The organism is Streptosporangium sp. CA-115845, assembly GCF_050943795.1.
Taxonomy (GTDB): Bacteria; Actinomycetota; Actinomycetes; order Streptosporangiales; family Streptosporangiaceae; genus Streptosporangium.
This window is the reverse complement of the sequence record NZ_CP191988.1, coordinates 3,184,444-3,200,952: the sequence shown is the minus strand read 5'-3', so window position 1 is coordinate 3,200,952 and position 16,509 is coordinate 3,184,444. Positions and strand designations below refer to the sequence as shown.

Sequence of the window (16,509 nt, the reverse complement as noted above, 5' to 3'; positions counted from 1 at the left end):
ATCCATCCGCCCCAGGCATCCGACGATCACGGCTCTCGCAGACGCAGCTCGATGAGGTGTTCCATCGCGTCGAGCACGTGCCGCTCCGCCAGGAGCCTGGCGTGGTCGTCGTCTCCGCGGTGGATGGCCTCGGCGATGGCGTGGTGCCGAGCCGGCGTTCCATCGTCTCCCCCGTGAGCGGACCAGAGCAATGGTCCGATGTCAGCCTGTAACCTGATCTCTTCCTGAGTGAGTCGTGCCGACTGGGAGGCCGCGGCCACCTCGATGTGGAAACGCCCGTGCAGCCTGCGCAGGTGGGCCTGGTCGCGGGAGCCGGCCATCTCCTGCAGCGTGCGGCGGAGCGGCGCGATGTCCTCCGGCAGTGCCCGCTGTGCGGCCAGCCTCGCGGCGGCCCCGGCGATGGCCGCGTAGTGGTCGCCCAGGTCGCGGAGTTCCTCAGCGGTGAAGGCACACAGTCGATCGAGTGCCCCGGGAGCCTCACCCGGGGCCCGCACGAAGCTACCGCCTCCGCGCCCCCGCCGCGTCTCGACCATGCCCTGCTGGCGCAGGGCCATCAGGGCCTCCCGCAGCGTGACCGTGGACACGCCCAGCTGGGCGGCGAGCTCCGCCTCGCTGGGCAACTGCTCGCCGTCGGCCACCAGGCCGAGCACTATGGCGTCGGTGAGCCGCCTGACCACGGCGTCGACCCGCGCGGTGCTGTCGACCGGCGCGAACGCGGCCAGACGGGCACCACCGGAGATGCCTGCCATGCCCATGCGCCCTCCCTCGCCCTCGACGGTCATACAGTCTCCCACCTGGGATCCCGTCTGGAGTTCCCCCGGGTGCCACCCGCTCGTGGCCGGCACCCACGCGATGGCACGCATCGTCGCGAGAATCTCACTCCGCGCCCCCTCGACGGTGATGTCCGAACGGCTCTTGCCATAAAACATCTAACCTCATATGTTTTCGGTCATGTCAGACCCAGCGGTGAGGTTGACCGGCCTCCGCAAGAGTTTCGGGGCCGTGGACGCGGTCACCGGCGTCGACCTCGACATCGCCGACGGCGAGTTCTTCGCCATGCTCGGCCCCTCGGGCTCGGGCAAGACGACGGTGCTGCGGATGATCGCCGGCTTCGAGACGCCCAGCGCGGGCACCGTCGAGCTCGGCGGGGTCGACGTCACCCGGCTCGCCCCCTTCGAGCGCGACGTCAACACGGTCTTCCAGGACTACGCGCTGTTCCCGCACATGAACGTGGCGGACAACGTGGAGTACGGCCTGCGGGTCAAGCGGGTCCCCCGGGCCGAGCGGCGCGAGCGTGCGCTGGCCGCGCTGGCCTCGGTCCGGCTGGAGGGCATGGAGCGGCGCAGGCCGAACCAGCTCTCCGGCGGCCAGCGGCAGCGGGTCGCCCTGGCCCGCGCCCTGGTCAACCGTCCCCGGGTACTCCTGCTCGACGAGCCGCTCGGCGCACTGGACCTCAAGCTCCGCGAGGAGATGCAGGTCGAGCTCAAGTCGATCCAGCGCGAGGTCGGCATCACCTTCCTGTTCGTCACCCACGACCAGGAGGAGGCGCTGACCATGAGCGACCGGGTGGCGGTGTTCGACCGGGGGCGGATCGAGCAGGTCGGCACCCCGGCCGAGATCTACGAGAGGCCCGCGAGCACGTTCGTCGCGGGGTTCGTCGGCACCTCCAACCTGATCTGTGGCCAGGCCGCGCAGGCGGTGCTCGGCCGGGAGGGCACGTTCAGCGTGCGCCCGGAGAAGCTGCGCCTCGCCGGCCTCGACGAGACGGTCGACGGCACGGAGCACAGCGCGACGGGCACCGTCGCCGAGGTCGTCTACGCGGGCCCCGCGACCCGGTTCGTGGTCGAGCTCGACGCGGGCGGGCGGCTCATCGCACTCCAGCAGAACCTGCAGGTCTCGTCAATGGACGTGATGGGCCTGCGTGGCACCAGGGTCCGGCTCATCTGGCACCGCCGGCACGAGTTCGCGATCGTCCCGTAAGAAAGGTCGTCATCCCATGCGGTCCACCCCCCGGATTGTCACCCGGCACAGCGCGGTCGTCCTCTCCGCGCTCGCCCTGGCCACCGTCACCGCCTGCGGCACCGGCTCCGCGCCCGCACCTGGCGCCTCCGCCGCCGCCCCCGGCCAGACCGGCTTCACCCCGCCCAAGATCGAGGCGCTGCAGTCGCTGGGCCAGGGAGAGGGGCAGGTCAACCTGGTCAACTGGGCCGGATACGTCGAGGACGGGAGCAACGACCCCAAGGTCGACTGGGTCACCCCGTTCGAGAAGGCCACCGGCTGCCAGGTCAACTCCAAGACCGCCGGCACCTCCGACGAGATGGTCAACCTCATGAAGACCGGCGAGTACGACGCGGTCTCCGCCTCGGGAGACGCCTCGCTGCGGCTGATCGCCGGCGGGACCGTCGCCCCGGTCAACACCGCCCTGATCCCGAACTACGCCGACGTCTTCGCCGGCCTGAAGGACAAGGCGTGGAACTCGGCCGGCGGGGCCGCCTACGGCGTGCCGCACGGACGCGGGGCCAACCTGCTCATGTGGCGCACCGACCAGGTCAAGCCCGCACCCGACTCCTGGGGCGCGGTGTTCGACCCCGCCTCGCCGTACGCGGGGAAGATCACCGCCTACGACTCCCCGATCTACATCGCGGACGCGGCGCTGTACCTGATGGCGACCAGGCCCGAACTCGGCATCAAGAACCCGTACTCCCTGGACGAGGGGCAGTTCCAGGCCTCGGTCGATCTGCTCAAGCAGCAGAGGAAGATCATCGGTGAGTACTGGTCCGACTACACCAAGGAGGTCCAGGCCTTCAAGAGCGGTGACTCCGTGCTGGGCACCACCTGGCAGGTCATCGCCAATGTGGCGCTGGCCGACAAGGCACCGGTCGAGGTGACGCTGCCCAAGGAGGGGGCCACCGGCTGGTCGGACACCTGGATGGTCGCCGCCGCCGCCAAGAACCCGAACTGCGCCTACCGATGGCTCGACTGGATCATCTCGCCCCAGGCCAATGCCCAGGTCGCCGAGTATTTCGGGGAGGCACCCTCGAACGCGAAGTCCTGCGAGCTGACCGCCGACCCGAAGCACTGCGACACCTTCCACGCGACCGACGAGGACTACTACTCGAAGGTCTGGTACTGGACCACCCCCATCGCCCAGTGCCTGGACGGGCGCACCGACGTCACGTGCAAGGACTACTCCGAGTGGACCAGGGCCTGGACCGAGATCAAGGGCTGAGTCCCGCCGGAACCACCTGTGCGGCGGGCACTCGGGGGCCCGCCGTGTCCGCCCCGCGAGAAGGGCCGGAAGCCCGCCTCGCCCGGGGAGAGAACCGACGTTGACCGGGAAGGAGCCGACGTTGAACATCGCGGCACCGGCGAGACCCACACCGCCCCGCACCCCTCGACGCAGGCTCGCGGCCTTCCTGCACCGGCACGCGGGCGTGCGGCTTTCGCTGCTGCTGTCGGCCCCCGCGCTCTGGCTCGGCCTCGCCTATCTCGGCGCGCTGGCCGCCCTGTTCGTGACGGCCTTCTGGAGCACCGACACCTTCACCGGCGACCTGGTCAGGGTGCCGACCTGGGAGAACTTCCAGGACCTGCTCACCGCCGACGTCTACCGCACGATCGCGCTGCGCTCGGTGGGCGTGGCGGTCGCGGTGACGCTGATTGATCTGCTGATCGCCTTCCCGATGGCGTTCGCGATGGCCAAGCTGGCCTCGCCGCGCGCCCAGCGCTGGCTGGTGATCGCCGTGCTCACCCCGCTCTGGGCCTCCTACCTGGTCAAGGCGTACGCCTGGCGGGTGATGCTCGGCTCCGAAGGCCTTCTCGGCTGGGGGTACGGGCTGACCGCCACCATCCTCACCCTGTCCTACCTGTGGTTGCCGTACATGATCCTGCCGATCTACGCGGGGCTGGAGCGGCTGCCGGACTCACTGCTGGACGCCGCCGGAGACCTGGGGGCGCGTGGCTGGCGGACGTTTCGCACCGTGGTGTGGCCGCTCGCCCTCCCCGCCGTGATCGCGGGATCGGTCTTCACGTTCTCGCTGTCGCTCGGCGACTACATCACCGTGAAGATCGTGGGCGGTACCTCGCAGCTGATCGGCAACGTCGTCTACGACAACATCGGCGCGGCCAACAACCTCCCCTTCGCCGCCGCGGTCGCCACCGTCCCCGTGATGATCATACTGGTCTACCTCGCCGCGGTCCGCCGCACCGGCGCCCTGGAGAACCTGTGAACCTGTCCCGTATGGCGCGCACGGCGCTGTGGGCCATGCTGGCCGCCGGGCTCGGCGTCGTCTACGTTCCGCTGCTGATCGTGGTGCTCAACTCCTTCAACACCGACCGGACGTTCGCCTGGCCGCCCAGCGGGTTCACCGTGCGGTGGTGGGAGGCGGCATGGAACTCCACCGGCGTGCGCGACGCGCTGTGGACCTCGGTCCAGGCGGGGGCGGGCGCCACGGTGATCGCCCTGGTGCTCGGCACGATGGCGGCCTTCGCGATCCAGCGCTACGACTTCTTCGGCAAGAACGCGGTCTCGCTGCTGGTCCTGCTGCCGATCGCGCTGCCCGGCATCGTCACCGGCATCGCGCTCAACAACGCCTTCCGTGCGGTGCTGAGCCCGTTCGGGGTGAGTCTGGGGCTGTTCACGGTGATCGTCGGGCACGCCACCTTCTGTGTGGTGACCGTCTACAACAACGTGCTGGCCAGGCTGCGGCGTACGGGCACCTCCCTGGAGGAGGCCTCGGCCGATCTGGGTGCCGACACCTTCACCACGTTCCGGCTGGTCACCTTCCCGATGATGCGCTCGGCACTGCTCGCGGGCGGGCTGCTGGCCTTCGCCCTGTCCTTCGACGAGATCATCGTGACCACGTTCACCGCCGGGGCCGGGGTCAGGACCCTGCCTCTGTGGATCTTCGAGAACCTGTTCCGCCCCAACCAGGCGCCCGTGGTCAATGTGGTCGCCGCGGCTCTCATCGTCGCCTCGGTCGTCCCGATCTATCTTGCCCAGCGCCTGTCGGGCGGTGACGCGGGAGTCCGCTGAGCGGGGACGGCTCAGCGGGCGCGGTCGTCGTCGAGCACGTCGGCGGCGTGAACGACGATCCTGGGGTCGGGGGTGCCGACGACCTCGTGGTCCTTGTTCTCGTACTCGAAAAGGCTCAGCACGTGGCGCATGGCCTCGACCCTGGCCCGCTTCTTGTCATTGCTCTTGATCACCGTCCACGGGGCCTCCTCGGTGTCGGTGTGGATGAACATGTCCTCCTTGGCGGCGGTGTACTCCTCCCATTTGTCAAGCGACTTCAGGTCCATCGGCGACAGCTTCCACTGCCGTACCGGATCGACCTGGCGGATCACGAACCGGGTGCGCTGCTCGGAACGTGAGACCGAGAACCAGAACTTCACCAGGTGGATGCCGTCGCGGACGAGCATCCGCTCGAACTCGGGCGCCTGTTCCAGGAACTCCAGGTACTCCTCGGGAGTGCAGAAGCCCATCACCCGCTCGACCCCGGCGCGGTTGTACCAGGAACGGTCGAAGAAGACCATCTCTCCGGCGGACGGCAGGTGGTGGACGTAGCGCTGGAAGTACCACTGGGTGCTCTCGCGCTCGCTCGGCTTCTCCAGCGCCACCACGTTCGCCCCACGGGGGTTGAGGTGCTCCATGAACCGCTTGATCGTGCCGCCCTTGCCCGCCGCGTCACGCCCCTCGAAGAGGACGACCAGGCGTCCCCCGGTGTCCTTGATCCAGTACTGGAGCTTGAGCAGCTCGATCTGGAGCAGCCGCTTGAGCCGGTCGTACTCGGCCCGGTTCATCCGTTCCCCGTAGGGATACTTCTCCCGCCAGGTGTCGACGGGGGTGCCGTCCAGGCGGATCAGAACGGGGTCGTCGTCGTCATCGTCGTCGACCCGCAGGTTGGACAGGTCATCGAGCAGGCCTCCGCGGGCCGGCGCCGAACGGAGGTTCAGAACGGGGAACCGCTCCTCCGCGGGCTCCGCCTCTGCCATCGTTCCCTTCCCCCCGGGCGGACATGGGATCCGCCCTCACCTTGCCCCTACCTCCCCATGAGCAGGCTAATCATCGGCGGGCGGTCCGGTTTGCACCGATCCGGCCGGCTGACCGTGCCACCGCCCGCCCGCCGGCCGTTCCGGCGAACACCTTTCCGGCACCCGGCTCGCGGGCCGGGGAGCGCCGGAGATGACCTCTGCCGGACACCGACGGCCCCGATCCCGACTTCCTAGGAACGGGCCGACGAGACCCAGGAGGCGTACAGGTCGGCGTAGACGCCCGGCTGCCGTACCAGCTCGGCGTGCGGGCCGCGCTGCACGATCCGGCCCCGGTCGAAGACGAACACCTCGTCGGCCGCCTCGGCGGTGGAGAGCCGGTGGGCGATGGAGACGGCGGTGCGGCCCCGGGTGACCCCCTCCAGGGCGCGGGCCAGCCGTACCTCCGTCGCCGGGTCCACCGCGGAGGTGGCCTCGTCCAGCAGCAGCAGGTCGGGATCCGCCAGGTAGGCGCGGGCGAGCGCGACGAGCTGGCGCTCGCCGGCCGACAGCGACTCGCCGCGCTGGCCCACCCTGGTCGACAGGTCGGCGGGCAGCCCCTCCAGCCAGTCGGCGAGCCCCAGCTCGGTCATGGCCAGCCGGATCTCCTCCTCGGTCGCCGAGGGGCGGCCGAAGGCGATGTTCTCGGCCAGGGTGCCGTCGAACAGGAACCCGTCCTGCGGGACCATGACGATGCGCCGGCGCAGCGAGGAGAACCTGACGGTCCGCAGGTCGTGGCCGTCCACCGTGATCCGTCCCGAGACGGGGTCCATCAGGCGGGTGAGCAGCTTGGCGAAGGTGGTCTTGCCGGAACCGGTCTCCCCCACCACGGCGATCCGCGAGCGGGGCGGGATGTCCGCCGAGACCTCGTGCAGCACCTGCACCCCGCCGGGATAGGCGAACCCGACGTTCTCGAAGGAGACCGAGATGGGACCGCGCGGCAACTCGACGCCCTCCGGGCCGGGGTCGGCGACGTCGGGCGGGGTGTCGAGCACGCCGAGGATGCGCCGCCATCCGGCGACGGCGTTCTGCGCCTCGTTGAGCACCTCGGTGGCGATCTGCATCGGCGAGACGAAGAGCGTGATGAGGAACAGGAAGGCGACCAGGCGCCCCACGGTGATCTCGCCGGCCAGGCCGAGCCGCACCCCGACCAGCACCACGGCGGCCAGGGCCACCGAGGCGACGATCTCGGTCAGCGGGAACACCGTCGCGACGATCCGCTGGGTGCGGGCCTGCGCCGCCTTGTTGGCGTCGATCGCGACGTCGAGCCTTTCCTCGGTACGGGCCTCGGAGCCGTGGGCCCTGATCACCGCGGCGCCCACCACCGACTCGCTGACCGCCGAGAGCATGTCGCCGGTGCGCTCGCGGACCCGGGTGTAGGCGCCGGAAAGCCACCGCTGGAAGCGCGGCAGCACGACCATGAGCGGCAGGAAGCACGCCCACACCACCAGGGCGAGCTGCCAGGAGTAGACGAACATCAGCACGGTGGCGACCAGGAGCTGTCCCAGGGCGACGATGATCATCAGCCCGCCCCACTGCATGAACGTGCTGATCTGGTCGACGTCGCCGGTGACCCGGGAGACGAGGGCGCCGCGCCGCTCGGAGTTCTGGGTGAGCACCGACAGGTCGTGCACGTGCCGGAAGCCGCGCACCCTGAGCGTGGCCAGGGAGGACTCGGTGGCCCGGTAGAGGCGGACGTTCATCAGGTACGCGCACAGCGCGGTGAGCACCACCGCGGCGGCGCACAGCAGCACCGCGGTGCGCACGTAGGCCAGGTCGGGGGTCGCCCCGCCGAGCCCGGTGTCGATGGTCTGCTGGACCGCGATCGGTACGATGATCTTGCCGACCGTGGCGACCACGGCCAGCGCGAGCGTTCCGGCCAGCCCCTTGCGGAACTCCGGCGTGAGTGACAGCCCGTGCCTGACGGTGGCCACTCCGGAACGCTCGACCCCCTGAAACGAGCTCAAGCGCTGACCTCTTCCTCTTGCTCGGCGTCGAGCGCCTCGCGCTCGGCTTCCTGACGTTCGTAGGCGGTGACCAGGTTGCGGTAGCCCGCGCAGCGGGCGAGCAGCTCCGCGTGGCCGCCCCGGTCGACGACCCGGCCGTGCTCCAGGTAGACGACCTCGTCGGCCAGCGCGATGGTGGCCATCCGGTAGGCGATGACGACCACCGTGGAGGCCTGGGCCGCGTCCCTCAGCCCGTACAGGATCCTGGCCTCGACCTGCGGGTCGACGCTGGAGGTGGCGTCGTCCAGGACGAGCAGCCGGGGGCGGCGCACCAGCGCGCGGGCCAGCGCGATCCGCTGGCGCTGGCCACCGGAGAGGCTGGTGCCGCGCTCGCCGACCTTGGTGTCCAGCCCCGAGGGAAGTGCGCTGACGAACCCCTCGGCCTGGGCCAGGCGCAGCGCCGCCCAGACGTCCTCGTCGCCGACCGGCAGGCCGAGGGTGACGTTGCCCCGTACGGTGTCGTCGAACAGGAACGTCTGCTGCGGCACCAGCGCCACCGCGTCGCTGACCCCACCCCTGGTGATCTCGCGCAGGTCCGTGCCGTCCAGCAGGACGGTGCCCCGCGCCGGATCGACCAGGCGGACGAAGGTCTGGGCGAGCGTGGACTTGCCGGACCCGGTGGGGCCGACCAGGGCGACGGTACGGCCGGGGGCGACCTCCAGGCTCACCTCGTGCAGGACGGGGAAGTCACCGTCACCGTCATCGTCACCACCACCACCACCGCCACCGCCACCGCCACCGTAGGCGTAGCCGAGGTCGCGGACCTCCAGCCTGGCGGGGGCGGCGCCGGTCAGCTCGACGGCGCCGTGCTCCATGGAGCCGGTCGCGTCGAGCACCGCCCTGATCCGCCCGTAGCCGACGACGGCCCGGGGCAACTCGGCGAGCACCCAGCCCAGCGCGCGGATCGGGAAGGCCAGCAGGGTGAACAGGTAGGCGACCTGGACGAGCACGCCGGAGCCGATCGCGCCGCTCTCCAGCCGCATCGCGCCGATCAGCAGCACGGCGAGCACGCCCAGGGTGGGCAGCGCCTCAAGCACCGGGTCGAACAGGCCACGGATCCGGCCGACGGCGATGTTGGCGTCGCGCAGCTCATTGGCCTTGGCCAGGAACCTGTCGGTCTCCTCGTCCTCGCGGCCGAGGGTCTTGACGACCAGGGCGCCGTCGAAGCTCTCGTGGGCGATCTCGCTGACCTCGGCGCGCAGTTGCTGGGCGCGGGTGGCCAGCGGGTTGAGCCTGCGCTGGTAGACCAGGTTGAGCACGGCGATCGCGGGAAAGACCAGGAAGCCGACGAGGGCGAGGATCGGGTCGGTGATCACCATTGCGACGGCCGCGGTGACCAGCATCACCACGACGCCGACCGCCATCGGCAGCGGCGCGAGCGGCGCCCAGGCGGCCTCGACGTCGGAGCCGGCGTTCGACAGCAGCTGCCCGGTCGGGTGCCTGTGGTGCCAGGCCAGTGGGAGCCTCAGATACTGCCGGGTGACGTCCCGGCGGGAGCGGGCCTGCATCCGGTACTGCATGACCCCGGCGAAATACCGCCGTCCCGCCACACCCAGCGCCTTGAGCAGGGAGACCCCGAGGATGAGGAGCGCGCCGAAGGCCAGCGCGCCGGTCGTGATCCGCCCGTTCTCGAAGGCGGGCAGCACGACCTGGTCGGTCGCCCAGCCGAGCGCCCACGCCGCGGCGACGGTCATCAGGCCGTACAGGGCGCTGGACAGCACCGCGGCAGCGAAGATCGACTTTTCAGCCCGGATCGCCACCCCGAGGACACCGAGCCCCTGTCGCATGACTGTGCCTGTCACCTTGCTCGCCACGCGGGGGGTGTCCTTTCGACAGGAAACATTGCTACCTAAATCCCTATCACTCTGGATCATGTGGTTATTCCCGAACCACCTCCAGCGAGATCGCAGCCACAGCTCTGATTGCTCACACAACGACCTTGTTAGGATCATGAAATGAATCACGCCCGTGCCGAACGCGCCGCGCTCAGCGACCTGTTCGCCCAGCTCGGCCCGGATGCCCCCACCCTCTGCGAGGGCTGGACCACCTTCGACCTCGCCGCCCATCTCGTCCTGCGCGAGCGCCGCGCCGACGCGCTCGGAGGCATCATCCTCAAGCCGCTGGCCGGATACACCGACAGGGTGCAGGAGTCGTTGAAGACCAGGAAGGGCTACCCGGGCCTCGTCGAGCTCGTGCGCTCGGGGCCGTCCGGGCTCTACCGCCTTCCCGGCCTCGACCAGACCGTCAACACGGTGGAGCTCTTCATCCACCACGAGGACGTGCGGCGCGCACAGCGGGTCTGGGAGCCGCGCGAGCTGCCCGCCGACCTTGAGGAGAGGTTCTGGAAGCAGATCCGCGCCGGCATCCGGGTGTTCCTCCGCCGCTCCCCCGTCCGGGTGGTCCTGCACCGCATCGGCGGAGGTGTCGCCATCGGCGGCCCCAGGGACGCCACGCAGCAGGTCGAGGTGACCGGCCGGGCCGGGGAGCTGCTGCTGTTCTGCTTCGGCCGCCAGGCCCACGCCAAGGTCGACCTGAGCGGCGACGACGAGGCGGTGGCCAGGCTGATGGACGCCCCCCTGGGCGTCTGAGGGCTGTGCGCCCGACCGGCCCGCTCACGGCCTGTGCGAGATCGCGACCGAGCCCGGAGACGCACACACCAGACCTCGCGTGAGCGGGAGCGGGACGAACCCGCCGGTGCGGCGGACGCGGTCGGGACGAGAGCACGCCAAGGGTTCCCGCACGCCGGTATTCGCGAACCCGCCGCCCGCCCCTAGCCCTACCGGTATACCTGGCTGTGAGGATTGGACAGGAGCGCCTCGGCCACCGCACGATGGCTGGTGTGACCTATGCCAAACTCGCGACCAGACCATGGTTTGCCCCTGTGGGATGGGTATGATCATCAAAATCCGGGAGCCACCCGGGCCGCAGATGCCAAAGATCGATAAAATTCGGGTATATACGGCTGGGATTGGAACTGCCAGGAGGCCCCCATGCAGGTCAAGAAGGTCCTCACCTACCTCGGGGTAGCGTTCGTGGTCTTCTATCTGTTCACCAAGCCCGCCGAAGCGGCGGGCGCGGTCAACGGAGTCTTCGACGGGATCGTGAGGGGAGCAGACCAGTTGGCTCTGTTCGTGACACGAGTACTTAGCTGACCGACCGGCGGGAACCACCCGCCCCGGACCATGTCATCCGCGCTCCTGACCGATCCACGGGGGAGCGCCACACTCCCCCGACACCAGACCGCCGCACCGTCTGCTTCGCCGATCCCGAGAGCGCGTCACAAGGATCGCCGTAAGCCGCCACCCCCTGCCCGTGAGCCCCCGACGAAACCCCACCCGCCGCCCAGAGCCGCGCGGCGAACGCCCTGACCCGATCATGGATGACCACGGGAAACATCACGGTACTCCCTTGATGATCTTTCCGGCACCTTGAGGGGAAGGTCCGTTTCTCGTACGGGGGGATCGTTCATGCGGGGCACGCGGGGTTTCTCCCTGGTCGGGTCGCTCATCGCCGGAGCCGTCACGGTCGGCCTACCGGCGACCCCACAGGTCGCCTTCGCGACCCCCACATCCGTCCAGGCACCGTCTCCCGACCCGTCACCGGCCTCCACCCCGGCGGCCGGCTTCGAGGGCCCGGCAACGATGGGGACGGCGGCCGGCGACGGGACCGAACAGCCCGTCGTGCGGGACGCCGCTCCTCCAGCGCCCTTCGCCCACCCGTTCCTCGGCCACTTCGGCGCCCCCGTCGACCGGCCGCTGAAGGGCAGGATCACCCTGGCCAACCCGGCCGGCGCGACACTCGGCTTCCGGGTGGCCGACCCCACCCTGCTGCCCGCCGGGATCACGCTCGACGCCGACGGCCTGCTCGGCGGCGCCTCCCGGCTGCCCGGCATCTGGACGGTCCCGGTCGAGGCGTGCACTCCCTCCGGCGCCTGCGCCACCGGCGCGGTGACGATCACCATCACCTGCCGCTGCGCCCGCCCGCTCCCCCCGGCTGACCCCGCGATGCCGAACGCTCGGCAGTAGCGTGGTTCCGCCGCATAACAACAGGTCAAAGACCAATGGAACCCCCCGAACCGATCCAGGGGAAGCCCCAAGGTGCTTCCCCTCTCCCCGGAGACGTGTTACGCAGAAAGCGTGGGAGATCATCACGACGCCGGCGGAGCCGACACGCTCGACTCCGCGACACGACGCGTCATCGAACGTGTCACCGAACGCGTCAACACCGACGGCATCAAACTGATCCGCTTCCTGTACGCCGACCACGGCGGCGTGATCAGGGGTAAGGCCACCTCCCACTCCCTGCTGGCCGAACGGCTCCGTACCGGCATCGGGCACACCGTCGCGATGATGGCGATGAACATGCTCGACGAACTCCAGGACGTCAAGGGGCTCGGCCCGGTCGGCGAGGTCCGTCTCGTCCCCGACCCGGCCACCTTCGTCCAGTTGCCCTACGCCCCCGGCTCGGCCGCCATGCTGTCGGACCTGCGCCGGCTCGACGGCTCCCCCTGGCCCGCCTGCCCGCGCACCTTCCTGCGCGAGGCCGTGGCCGCCCTGGCCGACGAGGGCCACCTCCTCGTCGCCGCCTTCGAACCCGAGTTCACCCTCGGCCGCCGCGAACCCGACCCCGAGGGCGGCCTGGACCGCCTGGTCCCCGCCGACGACAGCCTCTGCTACTCGACGACCGGCTTCAACCAGGCCCACGACTACGCGACGACTCTGGTCCACGCCCTGGAGAGCCAGGGCCTGCGGGTCGAGCACTACCACCCGGAACTGGGCCACGGCCAGCAGGAGCTGTCGATCCGCCACGCCGCCGCCCTGCACGCCGCCGACAACCACCTGATCTACCGCGAGACCGTCAGGGGCGTCGCCACCCGCATGTCGATGTGGGCCTCCCTCGCCCCCAAACCCCTTGCCGACCAGGCGGGCAACGGCACCCACCTGCACCTGTCCCTCTGGGACCCCGCCCTGCGCACCAACGTCTTCGCCGACCCCTCCGACCGGTACGGCCTGTCGGTCACGGCCTACCACTTCATCGGCGGCCTGATCGCCCACCTGCCCGCGCTCACCGCGCTGACCTGCGGCTCGGTGAACAGCTTCCGGCGTCTCACCCCGAGGGCATGGTCGAGCGCGTACGCCTGCTACGGAATGGACAACCGCGAGGCCGCGGTGCGCATCTGCTCCCCCACCGGCCGGGACGCCGCGGCGTCCACCAACCTGGAGCTGAAACCCTCCGACTCCTCGGCCAACCCCTACCTGTCGCTCGGCGCCGTCATCCACGCCGGCCTGGACGGCATCCGCCGCCGGCTCGACCCCGGCGACCCCGTCGACGTCGACCCCGCCACCCTCCCCACCGGCCGGGTCCCCCGCCTCCCGGCCTCCCTGGACGAGGCTCTGGACGCCCTGGAGGCCGACGAACTCCTCATGCACGCCCTCGGCCCGCTGCGCTCCTCCGCCTACCTCGCCGTCAAACGCTCCGAGGCCCGCTCCTTCGCGGCCCACAACACCGCCTACGAGCTGTTCCACCACTTCCGGGTCTTCTGACCGCCTTCCCGAACCGAAACACCGCCCGGCCCGGATGCCGTCAGAGCGTCCCCTCGTGACCCGGCAGGACCAGGCCGAAGAAGTCCTGCGCCGTGTAGCCGCCGATTCGCCGTGCCTTGCCGGTTCCGACGTTCAGCGCGTAGGCGGTGACGGTCACATAGGGCGGATCGGTCGTCGTGGCCGGGGCGTCATCCGCCGCGGGAAGCCGTTTGCCCATGCACACCGGGTTGGGAATGGCGATGACGGTGATCTCCCTGGGGTTCAGCCAGGCGCGCAGGGAGACGTTGTGGGTCTTGGTGGGCAGGCCGCTCACCGTGACCTTCCGGCGCACCTTGCCGGTCCTCGCGTCCAGGTGTGCGAGGGCACCCGTCAGGCACGGCTTGGAGTTACTGGTCATACGGTTCTCCAGTCCGACGACCGTTTCGCCGTCGGGAGCCAGCGCGCCGAACTTGTAGGCCCGTGGGAGGGTGACCGCGGCCTGGTTTCCGGCCGTGGACGTCGTCCACAGGTGGGACATCATCTGCAGACGGGACTTGGGCGAATACTCCGCCAGCATCACGGTGTCGCCGTCCTTGGAGATGCCGATGGGGTTCCCCCCGTTCGGCAGCGGCCGGGTCATCCGCTCGCGCATGTCGATCAGCATGGCCGGGTCCTTCAGGGGAGGACGCTTGGTGAACGCCAGGAAGCGGCCGTCGTCGGACATCAGGAGGTGGGAGACGGAGCCGAGCCACGCTGTGGGGATCTTGACGGGAGCCGCCAGTTCGTCGCCGCTGTCCAGCTCACGGACTTTGAAGGTGCTCTCCTTGACGGCGTAGTAGGCGATCCTGCGCCCGTCCTGGCTGATCGCCAGCGGGCTGCTGAAGCCGGTCAGCGCGTCGGGAACGTGGTAGGTCCTCCCCGCGCGGGTGACCACCCGCCAGGCGCCGTCCCTGCAGTCCGGCGGGGCCGCGCCTTCGGACGGGTTGCAGAAGGTCTTGTACGCGTGGCTCAGCGGGCCCACTCCCCGGTCCGGCAGATCGGCGACTCCGCCAGTCCCGGAGGAATCCTGCCCTTCCGTGGGCAGCAGCCGCACCCCGGCCGTCGCGCCGAGCACGATGACGGTGACCGTGACGGCCGCGACGAGTGCGGTGACGGTCCGGCGCCTGCGTTCGTGGATTCTGATCGTCCGCTCGGCCAGATCCACCCTTGGAGAGTCTTCGGCGATGTCGTCGAGCACCTGCCGCAGCCAGGTCATCGGTGTGCCTCCTGAGTATCGGCCTGATCTTCCAGCTCGGAGAATTTGGGGGCCAGTTCCGGCGCCAGGGCTCGTAAGCGGCTCAGTGCCTGATGGGCCTGGCTCTTGACCGTGCCGACCGAACAGCCCATCAGCTCGGCGGTCTCACGTTCGGTGCGGTCCTCGTAGAAACGCAGGACGATCACCGCGCGCTGTTTCGGGGGCAGCCGCAGGAGCGCCTGGCGCACGACGATCCGGATGACCGTGGAGTCCTCGCTCGAATAAGCCGTCTCGGGTGGGTCGGCCCGCGGAAGTTCGCTCCCGGCCCGGCGCCGCAGCCATGAGATGTACTGGTTCACCAGCGCTTTCCGCGCGTACGCCTCCGGCCTGTCAAGGCTCAGCACCTTCGACCAGCGCCTGATGATCTTGATCAGGACACTCTGCAGCAGGTCCTCGGCAATATGCGCGTCTCCGGTAAGCAGGTACGCCGTGCGCATCAACGACTGCTGGTGAGCGTCCATGAATTCACGGAAGCTGTCATTGCGATCCAATATGTCTCCTCCCGACTGTTACAAACGCCGGCGAGGAGCCAGAAGGTTGGGTGGAGAACCCGAATTAAATGACCTGCGCAAACGTGTGGCCCCAGGAGCCAGGAGTCCGGGCTCCTTTTCGCAGGGGCGCCAAGGACCGCTCCAGGGCCTTGGCCGCGCTCTCGATCGCGCGCCGGACGGGTCCGTACCCGGTGCACCGGCACAGGCCGGACTCCAGCGCGGCGACGGCGAGCATTCGGCCGACTCGCGCCGGAGCCGGTACGGCGCCCGATGGGAGCACCACACGGTCAGCCGGCACGCCAATGTCGGCAACGTGGCGACCATGGCCGGTGAGCAGCCGCGCGTCTTCCCGCCTAGCCCGGCCGCCGCAGAACCCGCCGCAGAACACCGACGTCAGCGAACCGGATGCCCCGCCTCCCGCAGCGCGTCCTTCACATCACCGATCTTGAGCTGCCCGAAGTGGAACACCGACGCCGCCAGCACGGCGTCCGCCCCCGCCTCCACCGCCGGAGGGAAATCGGCGACAGAACCCGCACCACCACTGGCGATCACCGGAACCGACACCACGGCCCGCACCGCCCGGATCATCTCCAGGTCGTAGCCGTCCCGGGTCCCGTCACCGTCCATCGAGTTGAGCAGGATCTCCCCCGCCCCCAGCTCGGCACCCCGCCGAGCCCACTCCACCGCGTCGATCCCGGTCCCCCGGCGACCACCGTGCGTGGTCACCTCGAAACCGGACGGCGTCGGCGGCCCGTCGACGACCCGGCGGGCGTCCACCGACAGCACGATGCACTGCGCCCCGTACCGCTGCGAAGCCTCGGTCAGAAGCTCGGGCCTGGCGATCGCCGCGGTGTTCAGCCCCACCTTGTCCGCGCCCGCCCGCAGCAGCCTGTCGACATCCTCGACCGAGCGCACTCCCCCGCCCACGGTCAGCGGGATGAACACCTGCTCGGCCGTCCGGCTGACCACGTCGTACATCGTCGACCGGTCGGAGCTGGAGGCCGTGATGTCGAGGAAGGTCAGCTCGTCGGCCCCCTCCGCGTCATAGCGGCGGGCCAGCTCGACCGGGTCTCCGGCATCGCGCAGGTTCTCGAAGTTGACGCCCTTGACCACCCGCCCGGCGTCCACGTCCAGGCAGGGAATCACTCGTACCGCGACACTCATCGACA

The 16,509-nt window shown here is 69.9% G+C and carries 15 protein-coding genes; 8 read left to right on the top strand and 7 right to left on the bottom strand.

Annotated elements, in window-relative coordinates:
- Nucleotides 1-26 precede the first annotated feature (26 nt).
- Entirely contained in the window at nucleotides 27-782 is a 756-nt protein-coding gene (locus ACQP0P_RS16705; RefSeq protein WP_433377341.1) for a FadR/GntR family transcriptional regulator, read from the bottom strand.
- A gap of 169 nt (nucleotides 783-951) precedes the next feature.
- Here ACQP0P_RS16705 and ACQP0P_RS16700 point away from each other — a divergent pair, with 169 nt between their 5' ends.
- The 4 genes from ACQP0P_RS16700 to ACQP0P_RS16685 all read left to right on the top strand — a co-directional run bounded on the left by ACQP0P_RS16700 (nucleotide 952) and on the right by ACQP0P_RS16685 (nucleotide 5,032).
- Nucleotides 952-1,980 carry an ABC transporter ATP-binding protein gene (locus ACQP0P_RS16700; RefSeq protein ID WP_433377339.1) on the top strand — a complete coding sequence of 343 codons (1,029 nt, stop codon included), beginning with the start codon at nucleotides 952-954 and terminating at the stop codon, nucleotides 1,978-1,980.
- 16 nt (nucleotides 1,981-1,996) lie between these two features.
- Nucleotides 1,997-3,229 (top strand): ABC transporter substrate-binding protein, encoded by a 1,233-nt coding sequence (locus ACQP0P_RS16695; protein WP_433377337.1) that lies wholly within the window; start codon nucleotides 1,997-1,999, stop codon nucleotides 3,227-3,229.
- A 121-nt stretch (nucleotides 3,230-3,350) separates the two neighbouring features.
- Nucleotides 3,351-4,226 (top strand): ABC transporter permease, encoded by an 876-nt coding sequence (locus ACQP0P_RS16690; RefSeq protein WP_433377335.1) that lies wholly within the window; start codon nucleotides 3,351-3,353, stop codon nucleotides 4,224-4,226.
- Nucleotides 4,223-5,032 (top strand): ABC transporter permease, encoded by an 810-nt coding sequence (locus tag ACQP0P_RS16685; protein WP_433377333.1) that lies wholly within the window; start codon nucleotides 4,223-4,225, stop codon nucleotides 5,030-5,032. Before ACQP0P_RS16690 ends, ACQP0P_RS16685 begins: the two co-directional genes overlap by 4 nt.
- 11 nt (nucleotides 5,033-5,043) lie before the next feature.
- Here ACQP0P_RS16685 and ppk2 read toward each other — a convergent pair whose 3' ends face one another.
- The 3 genes from ppk2 to ACQP0P_RS16670 form a co-directional block, all read right to left on the bottom strand.
- Nucleotides 5,044-5,991 carry a polyphosphate kinase 2 gene (gene ppk2, locus ACQP0P_RS16680; protein WP_433377331.1) on the bottom strand — a complete coding sequence of 316 codons (948 nt, stop codon included), beginning with the start codon at nucleotides 5,989-5,991 and terminating at the stop codon, nucleotides 5,044-5,046.
- Nucleotides 5,992-6,221: 230 nt separating this feature from the next.
- Nucleotides 6,222-7,994 carry an ABC transporter ATP-binding protein gene (locus tag ACQP0P_RS16675; protein WP_433377329.1) on the bottom strand — a complete coding sequence of 591 codons (1,773 nt, stop codon included), beginning with the start codon at nucleotides 7,992-7,994 and terminating at the stop codon, nucleotides 6,222-6,224.
- Nucleotides 7,991-9,820 (bottom strand): ABC transporter ATP-binding protein, encoded by a 1,830-nt coding sequence (locus ACQP0P_RS16670; RefSeq protein WP_433377327.1) that lies wholly within the window; start codon nucleotides 9,818-9,820, stop codon nucleotides 7,991-7,993. Before ACQP0P_RS16670 ends, ACQP0P_RS16675 begins: the two co-directional genes overlap by 4 nt.
- Before the next feature lie 168 nt (nucleotides 9,821-9,988).
- Here ACQP0P_RS16670 and ACQP0P_RS16665 point away from each other — a divergent pair, with 168 nt between their 5' ends.
- From ACQP0P_RS16665 to ACQP0P_RS16650, 4 genes are all read left to right on the top strand, one after another.
- The gene (locus ACQP0P_RS16665; RefSeq protein ID WP_433377325.1) at nucleotides 9,989-10,621 is read left to right on the top strand and encodes a TIGR03085 family metal-binding protein; all 633 of its coding nucleotides are present in this window, start codon (nucleotides 9,989-9,991) and stop codon (nucleotides 10,619-10,621) included.
- Between the two features lie 402 nt (nucleotides 10,622-11,023).
- Entirely contained in the window at nucleotides 11,024-11,185 is a 162-nt protein-coding gene (locus ACQP0P_RS16660; RefSeq protein WP_169750203.1) for a hypothetical protein, read from the top strand.
- A 315-nt stretch (nucleotides 11,186-11,500) separates the two neighbouring features.
- Nucleotides 11,501-12,058, top strand: a complete 558-nt coding sequence (locus ACQP0P_RS16655; RefSeq protein ID WP_433377323.1) for a hypothetical protein — start codon at nucleotides 11,501-11,503, stop codon at nucleotides 12,056-12,058.
- Between the two features lie 111 nt (nucleotides 12,059-12,169).
- Nucleotides 12,170-13,576 (top strand): glutamine synthetase family protein, encoded by a 1,407-nt coding sequence (locus ACQP0P_RS16650; protein ID WP_433377321.1) that lies wholly within the window; start codon nucleotides 12,170-12,172, stop codon nucleotides 13,574-13,576.
- Between the two features lie 40 nt (nucleotides 13,577-13,616).
- On the opposite strand, the gene ACQP0P_RS16645 is transcribed toward ACQP0P_RS16650, so the two are convergent.
- The 3 genes from ACQP0P_RS16645 to hisF form a co-directional block, all read right to left on the bottom strand.
- Nucleotides 13,617-14,810, bottom strand: a complete 1,194-nt coding sequence (locus ACQP0P_RS16645; RefSeq protein WP_433377319.1) for a hypothetical protein — start codon at nucleotides 14,808-14,810, stop codon at nucleotides 13,617-13,619.
- Nucleotides 14,807-15,340, bottom strand: coding sequence for a SigE family RNA polymerase sigma factor (locus ACQP0P_RS16640; RefSeq protein WP_433377317.1), 534 nt, complete (start codon nucleotides 15,338-15,340; stop codon nucleotides 14,807-14,809). Before ACQP0P_RS16640 ends, ACQP0P_RS16645 begins: the two co-directional genes overlap by 4 nt.
- A gap of 393 nt (nucleotides 15,341-15,733) precedes the next feature.
- Complete coding sequence (gene hisF / locus ACQP0P_RS16635) at nucleotides 15,734-16,504, bottom strand: imidazole glycerol phosphate synthase subunit HisF (RefSeq protein WP_433377315.1); 771 nt, start codon at nucleotides 16,502-16,504, stop codon at nucleotides 15,734-15,736.
- Nucleotides 16,505-16,509 lie beyond the last annotated feature (5 nt).

Bases quoted from the DNA above. Each gene is read 5' to 3' on its own strand.
- ACQP0P_RS16705 (WP_433377341.1), bottom strand. From the start codon at position 782: ATGACCGTCGAGGGCGAGGGAGGGCGCATGGGCATGGCAGGCATCTCC.
- ACQP0P_RS16700 (WP_433377339.1), top strand. From the start codon at position 952: ATGTCAGACCCAGCGGTGAGGTTGACCGGCCTCCGCAAGAGTTTCGGG.
- ACQP0P_RS16695 (WP_433377337.1), top strand. From the start codon at position 1,997: ATGCGGTCCACCCCCCGGATTGTCACCCGGCACAGCGCGGTCGTCCTC.
- ppk2 (WP_433377331.1), bottom strand. From the start codon at position 5,991: ATGGCAGAGGCGGAGCCCGCGGAGGAGCGGTTCCCCGTTCTGAACCTC.
- ACQP0P_RS16670 (WP_433377327.1), bottom strand. From the start codon at position 9,820: ATGCGACAGGGGCTCGGTGTCCTCGGGGTGGCGATCCGGGCTGAAAAG.
- ACQP0P_RS16665 (WP_433377325.1), top strand. From the start codon at position 9,989: ATGAATCACGCCCGTGCCGAACGCGCCGCGCTCAGCGACCTGTTCGCC.
- ACQP0P_RS16660 (WP_169750203.1), top strand. From the start codon at position 11,024: ATGCAGGTCAAGAAGGTCCTCACCTACCTCGGGGTAGCGTTCGTGGTC.
- ACQP0P_RS16655 (WP_433377323.1), top strand. From the start codon at position 11,501: ATGCGGGGCACGCGGGGTTTCTCCCTGGTCGGGTCGCTCATCGCCGGA.
- ACQP0P_RS16645 (WP_433377319.1), bottom strand. From the start codon at position 14,810: ATGACCTGGCTGCGGCAGGTGCTCGACGACATCGCCGAAGACTCTCCA.
- hisF (WP_433377315.1), bottom strand. From the start codon at position 16,504: ATGAGTGTCGCGGTACGAGTGATTCCCTGCCTGGACGTGGACGCCGGG.